Genomic DNA, 8,010 nt, shown 5'->3' with positions numbered 1-8,010 from the left:
TCCTCGAAGGATTGGAAATTCAGCCAGTCCACATAAAATTGATGTGGACCTAACATCATCAAAGGATCTCTCATTGCCTCCCTCCCCTCATTTTGTTCTTTCCATTATTCTGTTCCACCATGCAGAGCATTGGCGCGTGCACGTTGAAGTGCGTGACTTACTGCACGCCCCGTGGCAACGGGATCACGAGCGCCATTGACATGCACCGTGATATTTTGATTATGCGTGGTGGTGGAGCGGTCTTTCTCTCTTTGCTCACGACCAGAGTAATTGGCATGACCAGCACCGGCATATTGCATAATCGGTTGAACGGGTGTTTTGCCGCCAAGCCAACTGGGCAAATGAAACAGGTCGGATAAATCAATTGATCCAATCCATTCTCTGATGCGGCTTGGCAAAGATTGAAAAAAGTCCTTCAATTTTGTAATGGGTGCCATAAAACCATCGACAATCCAATTAGCCAAATCCTCCCCTGCTTGTTCCATACCGGCTTTCGCATCATCAGAGAGCTTTTCGCGGGCAAAAAAGCTCCCCAACCAACTCCAAAAATTGGCGATGCTTTGCTTAAAACCATCCCACACATTGCCAAACCACCTGCCAACAAACTCAAGCCCCTGTTTGAACTTTTGCCAATGTTTAGAGAAATCAAAAGCAGCAGCAATGGCGTTTTTCCACTTGGTGATGGTTGCGGTATCGGCGCCAAAAAAGCGCATGACGGCTTCAAAGGCACGACCAAAAGCACGTGCTATCCCCCGTGCAAAACCTTTGACAAAAGAAGAGAAACGATCCCAATATTTCCACAAAGCAAAACAAGCAGCCATAATCACCGCCACAACAGCGGCAATGCCAGCAGCAATCACTTCTATCACTGTGCCTATCCAACCAAAAGTAGCAACGAATGCAGAACCAGAGACCATAAGCCCCCGAAAGCCAGCCACGAGTAAAGTCATCGGTCGCAACAAACGCAGCGCACTTGCCCCAAGACTTGTAGCCATTATTCCCAGTGAGCGCCCTGATGCGATTAAACCTCGCCAACTTGTTTTTAGCGCACGACTGAGCGTTCCAAGCTTAACAAAAGAAGTCATGAGTTGAAGAAGCCCAAGGCGTGTACCCGCCATGGTAAAGCGCAACACGCGCAGAGTGATGTTAAAAGTCATCAGGGCGGCAATGGTTTTGATGATGGCACTTGTTAAAGCGGGATGGGCATTGGCCCATGCCATAAGCCCATTGGTAAAAGTGCCAACACTTTCCATCAAACTGTTGACAGGAGGCAATAAAACTTCACCAATGGTAATCCCCAAAGCCACGATGCGATTTTGCAAAAGTTCAAACTGTCTGATGGCACCGGTTGCTTGTTTGTCCGCCTCTTGCTCTACAGAGCCTTTAAAAACTTTTGGGTCTTCGACATATTTTAAAGCTTGCCCTAACAATTCGGGATTGCCAACCAATTTTGCAAAATCACCGGTAAAATCCCGCCCAGCAATGGCAATCAGAGAACGCATGCCCTGTTCTGATTTGGCTAAAACATCAAAAAAGCGCACCAAGGTACCGGTGGCATCTTTGTCCAGATCTTGCATGAATTTTTCGCGGGAAAGCCCGATATTAGCAAAAGCATCTTCAATATGCTTGCCTCCCGCCTGAATGCGGGCACTCATAGCATTAAAACCACGCGCGGCACTCTCAGGGACAATCCCAGCAGAAATCATCGCCGTACCAAAAGCAGCCGTTTCACGGGCGGTGAGTTTAAACATGGTTGCCGCACCGGTGGCACGATTGGTAAAATCAGACACTTCACTGGCTTTTGCCGCCATGTGGTTAGAGAGATGATTAATGGCATCGCCCAAATCTTCAATGCCTGCTTGATTAAGCTTAAAAACATTGCGCAATTTGGCAAAGCGCTCCCCAATCTGATCCCCCGTCATATCAAATGCTACAGCCGCTTTTGCGGCATAAATGCTAAAAGCTTCTAAATCTTGTTCGCCAATCCCTGCTTGGCTAGCACTGGTCATCAGTTCCAAAACTTCACGCGCTGCGAGCGGAATTTTGGTGGAGGTTTCCAAAGCAAAACGGCGCAATTCCTTTAAGCGATCAAGCGGCGCATCCAGAACCTTTTCCAAGCCTTTCATTGATTGGTCGAATTGCATGGCTTTATAGAGCGGTGCAATTAAGGTTGCTGTTTGGGCAAGCGCACCCACCATACGTCCACGCGCTTGGTTGAAAGCATTTTCCGCATTTTTGGTCGCATCCTCAAGATGCTCAGGGTCAAACCAATTTTTAAAATGCTGCCTTGTTTTGTTTTGGAAATGGGCAACATCGGCACTAAAGGCTTGCAAATCCCGCTTGGCAGAAGCGATCCCCTCTTGCAGGTGATTGACAAAACGCACAACAAGCGAAACATCCATGATAATATCTTATCCTAACTGATGACTTTCATATTCCTGCTGTTTCAGGCGTGCTAATTCACTGCGATAAGAAACGACTTTCAAAACAATACAGCATTGATCCCTTTATGCTTGTGATGAAACGCAAAGCAATTCTCCGCCAAGAGCAGTGACATAGCGTTTTTTTAATATGGTAGCAATAACCTGAAATTTATAAAAACGCTGGAAAAATGAGGTATATTATAAAACATGCTGGATCTGATCAAACGGTTCAAAAGTTTCTTTCGAACCGTTTATTTTCCCCTACAGGCTACCTCACCATTGGCTATAGCCATATGTGGTTAAAGACAATAAAGACTTTTTTCAACCGATACAAATGAAATGCAGAATAGAGAAATGTTACTGCAAGATGCGGTAATTACTGAACGAGCTGTTCTCTGTTTAATCACTGTGCCACTGACTGATGACCAGTTTAATGCACTGACCTCTCCTTCACCTATAATCTGGGTGCAAACACTTTCCAATGTTCTATTTTATGCCACAAAACAAACCGCGAAAGTACAACGCGGTACCAGAAAACTCTCTGCACTGAATCGGTGCCAAACACCATAAATTAACGCTCTTATCTGCCTCAGAACTTAGAAAGCACAGCTTTATAAAAAGCGGCAGTAAAAAGATAAAGCCCTATATCAGAGAAAATCAATTAGAAAGCATTTAGCTGCCCATTTTCAATAATGAAATTTTCCGTAACGATCGCGTATATGCATCCTACATCTGCCGCAATCGATTTGTGCTTTGTATTGGCAGGCAGATGTATAACATTTCCTAGTGTACAGGTTATACACTTTTCTCTATAGAAAAAATCTAACTCTCCCTCTATAATTAAAAGGGTTTCATCAACCTCGTGAGTATGCCAATCGTGTATTCTTCTTGGAAGATCTCTTTGTATCTCTATCGATCCTTGCTCTGGTAGCATCATTTTTAATATATCGTATATATTTTTATTTAATTTAATTTTAGAAAACTTAGTCATTATTGCGCTCCATTATATGATATGGACAAGATAGGGATTCAATATTATTATCTTGCAAGAAGTATTGCATCCACTCTCTATTCTTTGAATCGCCATATTTCCCTAAAAAAGGAGATTTTATTATAATATCAAAAGGTTCAAGTCTTTTTGTTACAGCGGAGAACGCATTTTTTGCTTTTTGCTCTGTATCGAGTAGATCAGAAAAAACCCACCTAGGCTGAAAAGTTAACATAAATGTAGAACTTCTCCTACTTATTCTATTTATATGGGATGGTGTATTGCAAACTATGAACATAGGCTCACCATGAAAGCAGAACTCCCATAGAGGATCATCCATATTTTTTGGTATATGCTCAGGCCATTCTCGATCGTCAAGTGCTTGCAAATCTTTAAGTATAGACCAAAATTTCTTTCTATAAACTTCGATACTTTGTATGGAGGAAGGTTCCTCGAATGCAACAAAAGATGTATTTTTTCCAAAATTCTTATAATTATCGCAATAATTTATAAGGTCTTCCATAATATTTTTTGCGGTTAACTCTTTGTAAAACCCAAATCTAAGCATGTCTTTTTGGTATCCCTTCACTCCAAATAAGCAGGGAAAAGGTCTATTTTTGTTATTCATGATCGCATCGAATTCTTTAAAAATCACTTGCTTCCATTTTTCATACTTGTCTATATTTCTCATTATTTGTTCCGCTGAATCCATATTTTCCTCCCGATTGTTGTATTTCATAGAAAATTGCTGCGAATTATCTCTTCTGCGTTAGATAATTCATCATCACTTCGGCCCCAAATAGCTATAATTGCTGGGCAGGTATTTAAATCAATTGTCAGCGGCAGAGGCTCATTTTCTTTAAAAAAGAGCATAAAATGAACTACATTTTTCCAAGAATGAAGCTTTTTCTTCCATAGATCAATATCTTTTATGATACGGCCGTCGGCTTTGTTAATAAGAAAGATAATACGCCCCTTTTTCTTAAAGCGACTTGGTACTTCCGAAAATACCCCCGCAATAAGGTTAACGGAGCTTTTAAGTAAATCATCTTCATAGCAATGCGCAAACAAGGCAGGTGCAATCCCCCCATGGAGGCGGGCTCCCACCTCGATCATCACTGGGCCGCGGGTGGTTTGCATGATCTCCATATGCGCAGGCCCATATTCAATTCCTACCGCGCCAATGCATTGTTTTGCATAAGAGATAAGAGCAGCATAAAGAGGCTCTTGAGCATCAAGTACATCAAGCGATTCATAAACAAAGGCACTCCCATTATGGATGCCCTTTTTATATCGTGATAAAGTGCATATCTTTATAGCTTCTCCATTTACAACGGCATCTATTATGTATTCCTCTCCTACCAATCTTTCTTGGAGCAAATAAGCTTCATTAGGCATGCCAAAAACATTTTTCTGCGTCCAGTTAATCCTTGAAGTCCACTCCACCAATTCCTCACGGCTAGAGAAAAACAAAACGCCATCACTCCCAGAAGAATCATTCGGTTTCACCACATAACCACTGTGGCTTTCAAAATCATCGACAGTACAATCGCCTTTTGTAAGAAGCTTCGATCGGATGTAAGATAAACCATTGTCACAAAGACGCCTTTGCATCGCCCCTTTTTTTCGCCGCCAATCAGTGGTCAAGGGGTTATTTCCAAGACAACCATAATATGTAGCCAATTGCTCTGCACAATATATACCTCCTTCGGCACCTGCCACCACGGCCTTTATCTTGCCAACTGGAAAGCGTTGCTTTATCTCATCTACACTATGAAGCTTCGCTTCTGCCATGCCTTCACCCTTATAGGAAAGCATATAGTGCGAAAAAGGAGCTGGTTGAGATAAAACGCCGTAACAGTCATAGCCTAATTTTTGCAAAGCAGGGCCATAGAGGGCACCCGTGGAGAAAGGATCGACAATAAGAATGGGTTTGCTCATGCTTTGGCCTGCCGTGATAAAAGGAAAAGGATATAAATAAAAATTATCAGCCCTATAAGGGGTAGAAGATAAACAGCTGCCTGCGGCCCCATAAGGGCGGAGCTTGTAAGAAAACCAAGGATAATATAACCCACTGATTGGGAGATAGTATAAAGCATGCCGCTATAGCTTCCCACAAGCTCTGCTTGAGCTTCTGTCTGAGTAGCTTCAATCATATGCTTTCGCAGCGTTAATTCGCATGGTGTTCATTGAAAAGCCAATAAAAAAGCAAAAGATCACAGCCAAATGGGGCGATTGGGTGGTGCTAAAAATGAGATCAGCCACACCTAACATAAGGGCTGGAAGGATGAATTCAAAGCGAGGGATTTTGATAAAAGCAGCTAAAAAAGCACCCACACCCGCAACTGCACTGCAAAGTCCATAATATTCAGAGCTAAAATTTTTCACACTCTGAAAAAGAATGGTCGCCAGTGTATTATAGGCGCAAATATGAAAACCAATAAGGCCTATGCAGACGCATAAAAGTTTAAGTTCAAGAGAAAGCCCATCTACCTTCGGCGCAGCTGTTTGCTCTTTCTCAGTTGCAGGTGGTGCGGCACCTGTAGCGCTATATTCATCGCGAAAGATAACATATCCGGCTACAAAGCTTACGATGATGTCAAACATACAAATTGCCGCGATTAAACCATTATAGCCAACTCCAGCCGCTGCTCCTCGCGGGCTGGTTACTTCTAAGAGATAACCACTAAAGGCTGCTCCCAAAAAGGCACCAATCTGCACCACTGTTTGCATAATACGAGCAGCTTTTTGAGCACTAATATAACCACTCAGTGCTAGTTTAGTATTATAAGTCTCAAGTGTACTTAAGGTGATCGAAGAGAGATAACCGATAGAGATAGATACACTAATAACACCAAGGAAAGAATCACTATAATGAAAAAGAGTAATCAAAAAAAGAAGGCTATAGATGACGATTCGCCTTTTGTATAAATCTACCAACTGCAGCGAGGGCTTAATATGCACACGGCCACTTTTTTTTAAAAGATAGGGTGTAAAGGTTCCTAAAGCCATGGTCACGCCCAAGAAAACCGGTGAGGATGTTATGCGATAAGCGTTCCAAAGATTACTTAAGAAGAGAACCATATCAGAAAGATACAGCACAACAACAAGCCCATAAAATCGGAAAACCAACTCCTTGCGCATTCTCCCCCCTGTCCATATATTTAAAATGCACAGTATTATAAATACCCATAATTTACAGCTACTTAGCTCACATTTTTCTAAGCATGTCAAGTTTTTCTATAGAAGCACGATATAAAATTCAATACTGGCATTGATCGTAGTGATAACTAATTTTAGGAAGACCAAATAGCACAAATGACTGGTACTTTTGCTGTGCTTATTGCAGAAAACCTTGCCGATAATTCTTTCGCAAAACCCATAATTTTGCACACCGTTTCATCCTCTAATAAATCCGCAGGGCGGATCAGACTTACTGGTACCAAAGCCCCCTTCGAATCCTTCATATAATGCGTTCCTTCAAGCTCAATTGGTTGATTAATCACAAAAGTCCTCCTTATGTTTTTTGAAAACGGCGAAACGGCACAACATCCCCTGACAAAGGTTTGTACCCCGCCTTTATTTGCCAACGACACCGCAAAAGTTCATGCCCTAAATGTGGTTATAACCCGCCAATCGGCACAAATAATTATTCAGTTCTCGAACATCTTTCGCACTTAAAAAAATCCCATCCATTTCATGCTTTAACAAAGCAGAGCGCAAAGCAATCAAGCAATCTCCAACCATATAAGGGTTCCGTTTCATAACTTTTCGCCTCCAAAATCCATATGAATAACTGTACTGGTTGCATCAATTGCCTCATCCCTCTTGGAATAAGGATTTCTGCAACGGGGCAAAGCTTCCACCACTTGGCCCTCTAAAACCGCCTCTGCTTCGCTTAAACGGTGAATACTCAATTCCAACTCAAGAGATAACGCCAAATCCACACACAATTTAAGCTGTTCTCCAATCTCAAAACCGCGTTGATAATCGTCATAAAGACCAACAAGCGTATCGGATAATTCCTTAGGGCTCAGAGTCATCATGCCAATTCCTCCACATCACGGTTTTTTCATGCCGCTTTGACATGTTTAAGCGTTACCTCACACCCATCCCCAAGTGCTGCCATGCGTGCCAACATTATGGTTTTGTCAATTTGCCGCAAAGCACCAGCTTTCAAACCAATCCCTGTCAAAAACTTTATCGCACCAACATCTTCAATCCCCCAATCATGAATACGGGCAGCAATATCCTCACTATAGGGCTTGCGACGCTTCAGATGCATGGCCAAACGGCTTTTAATTTGCGCATAAGAAGGTCCGTTTTGACGATGTACCAAACGTCCCGAAATCTCATCATTGCCAACCAAAGCTAACCCCGTGCCATTGATATCAACAAAATGGCGCAACTGATTAATCGCCTCATCTGTCAAATTTTGCGCCTCATCAACAATCAGTAACGTCCCACCACCTACACGCTCTAATTTCTTGCCAATAGCACGCGTTAAGCGGGTGGGATTATATTCCACCACTTCCAATTCTGCCGCCATATCATTCAAAATACCATGAACACTGCGCGTATGTGGGCTTGCTGTCACCA

The 8,010-nt window shown here is 42.5% G+C and carries 10 protein-coding genes and 1 pseudogene; 1 reads left to right on the top strand and 10 read right to left on the bottom strand.

What is annotated here, in order from left to right:
• Both J7R12_RS09105 and J7R12_RS08350 read right to left on the bottom strand, forming a co-directional pair.
• Positions 1-74 (bottom strand): annotated as a pseudogene (locus J7R12_RS09105) (phage tail protein); the annotation flags it as partial.
• Positions 75-104: 30 nt separating this feature from the next.
• Positions 105-2,402 carry a phage tail tape measure protein gene (locus tag J7R12_RS08350; protein WP_126602601.1) on the bottom strand — a complete coding sequence of 766 codons (2,298 nt, stop codon included), beginning with the start codon at positions 2,400-2,402 and terminating at the stop codon, positions 105-107.
• Between the two features lie 375 nt (positions 2,403-2,777).
• On the opposite strand from J7R12_RS08350, the gene J7R12_RS08345 reads away from it, so the two are divergent.
• Positions 2,778-2,993 (top strand): hypothetical protein, encoded by a 216-nt coding sequence (locus tag J7R12_RS08345; RefSeq protein ID WP_126602599.1) that lies wholly within the window; start codon positions 2,778-2,780, stop codon positions 2,991-2,993.
• A gap of 91 nt (positions 2,994-3,084) precedes the next feature.
• Here the strand turns inward: J7R12_RS08345 and J7R12_RS08340 are convergent, their stop codons facing one another.
• From J7R12_RS08340 to J7R12_RS08305, 8 genes are all read right to left on the bottom strand, one after another.
• A complete protein-coding gene (locus J7R12_RS08340) occupies positions 3,085-3,414 on the bottom strand; it encodes a cupin domain-containing protein (RefSeq protein ID WP_126602597.1) in 330 nt (109 codons plus the stop codon).
• On the bottom strand, positions 3,407-4,123 hold the full coding sequence (locus J7R12_RS08335) for a YqcI/YcgG family protein (RefSeq protein ID WP_126602595.1): 717 nt from the start codon (positions 4,121-4,123) through the stop codon (positions 3,407-3,409). The genes J7R12_RS08340 and J7R12_RS08335 overlap by 8 nt, the downstream gene beginning before the upstream one ends.
• 23 nt (positions 4,124-4,146) lie before the next feature.
• Complete coding sequence (locus tag J7R12_RS08330) at positions 4,147-5,352, bottom strand: ATP-grasp domain-containing protein (RefSeq protein ID WP_126602593.1); 1,206 nt, start codon at positions 5,350-5,352, stop codon at positions 4,147-4,149.
• Positions 5,353-5,559: 207 nt separating this feature from the next.
• Entirely contained in the window at positions 5,560-6,555 is a 996-nt protein-coding gene (locus J7R12_RS08325; RefSeq protein ID WP_234924867.1) for an MFS transporter, read from the bottom strand.
• A 152-nt stretch (positions 6,556-6,707) separates the two neighbouring features.
• Positions 6,708-6,917: a DUF3164 family protein gene (locus J7R12_RS08320; protein ID WP_370866379.1), complete on the bottom strand. Its 210-nt coding sequence runs from the start codon at positions 6,915-6,917 to the stop codon at positions 6,708-6,710.
• Positions 6,918-7,023: 106 nt separating this feature from the next.
• Positions 7,024-7,176, bottom strand: a complete 153-nt coding sequence (locus J7R12_RS09100) for a hypothetical protein (protein ID WP_234924866.1) — start codon at positions 7,174-7,176, stop codon at positions 7,024-7,026.
• A complete protein-coding gene (locus J7R12_RS08310; protein ID WP_126602591.1) occupies positions 7,173-7,457 on the bottom strand; it encodes a hypothetical protein in 285 nt (94 codons plus the stop codon). The genes J7R12_RS09100 and J7R12_RS08310 overlap by 4 nt, the downstream gene beginning before the upstream one ends.
• A 26-nt stretch (positions 7,458-7,483) precedes the next feature.
• Positions 7,484-8,010, bottom strand: a 527-nt coding sequence (locus J7R12_RS08305) for an AAA family ATPase (protein WP_208439051.1), incomplete at its 5' end; no start/stop codon positions are given.

This window comes from Bartonella vinsonii subsp. vinsonii, assembly GCF_902825235.1.
Lineage (GTDB): Bacteria > Pseudomonadota > Alphaproteobacteria > Rhizobiales > Rhizobiaceae > Bartonella > Bartonella vinsonii.
Note: the sequence above shows the minus strand (reverse complement) of the source record. Positions and strands in the feature narration are given on the sequence as shown.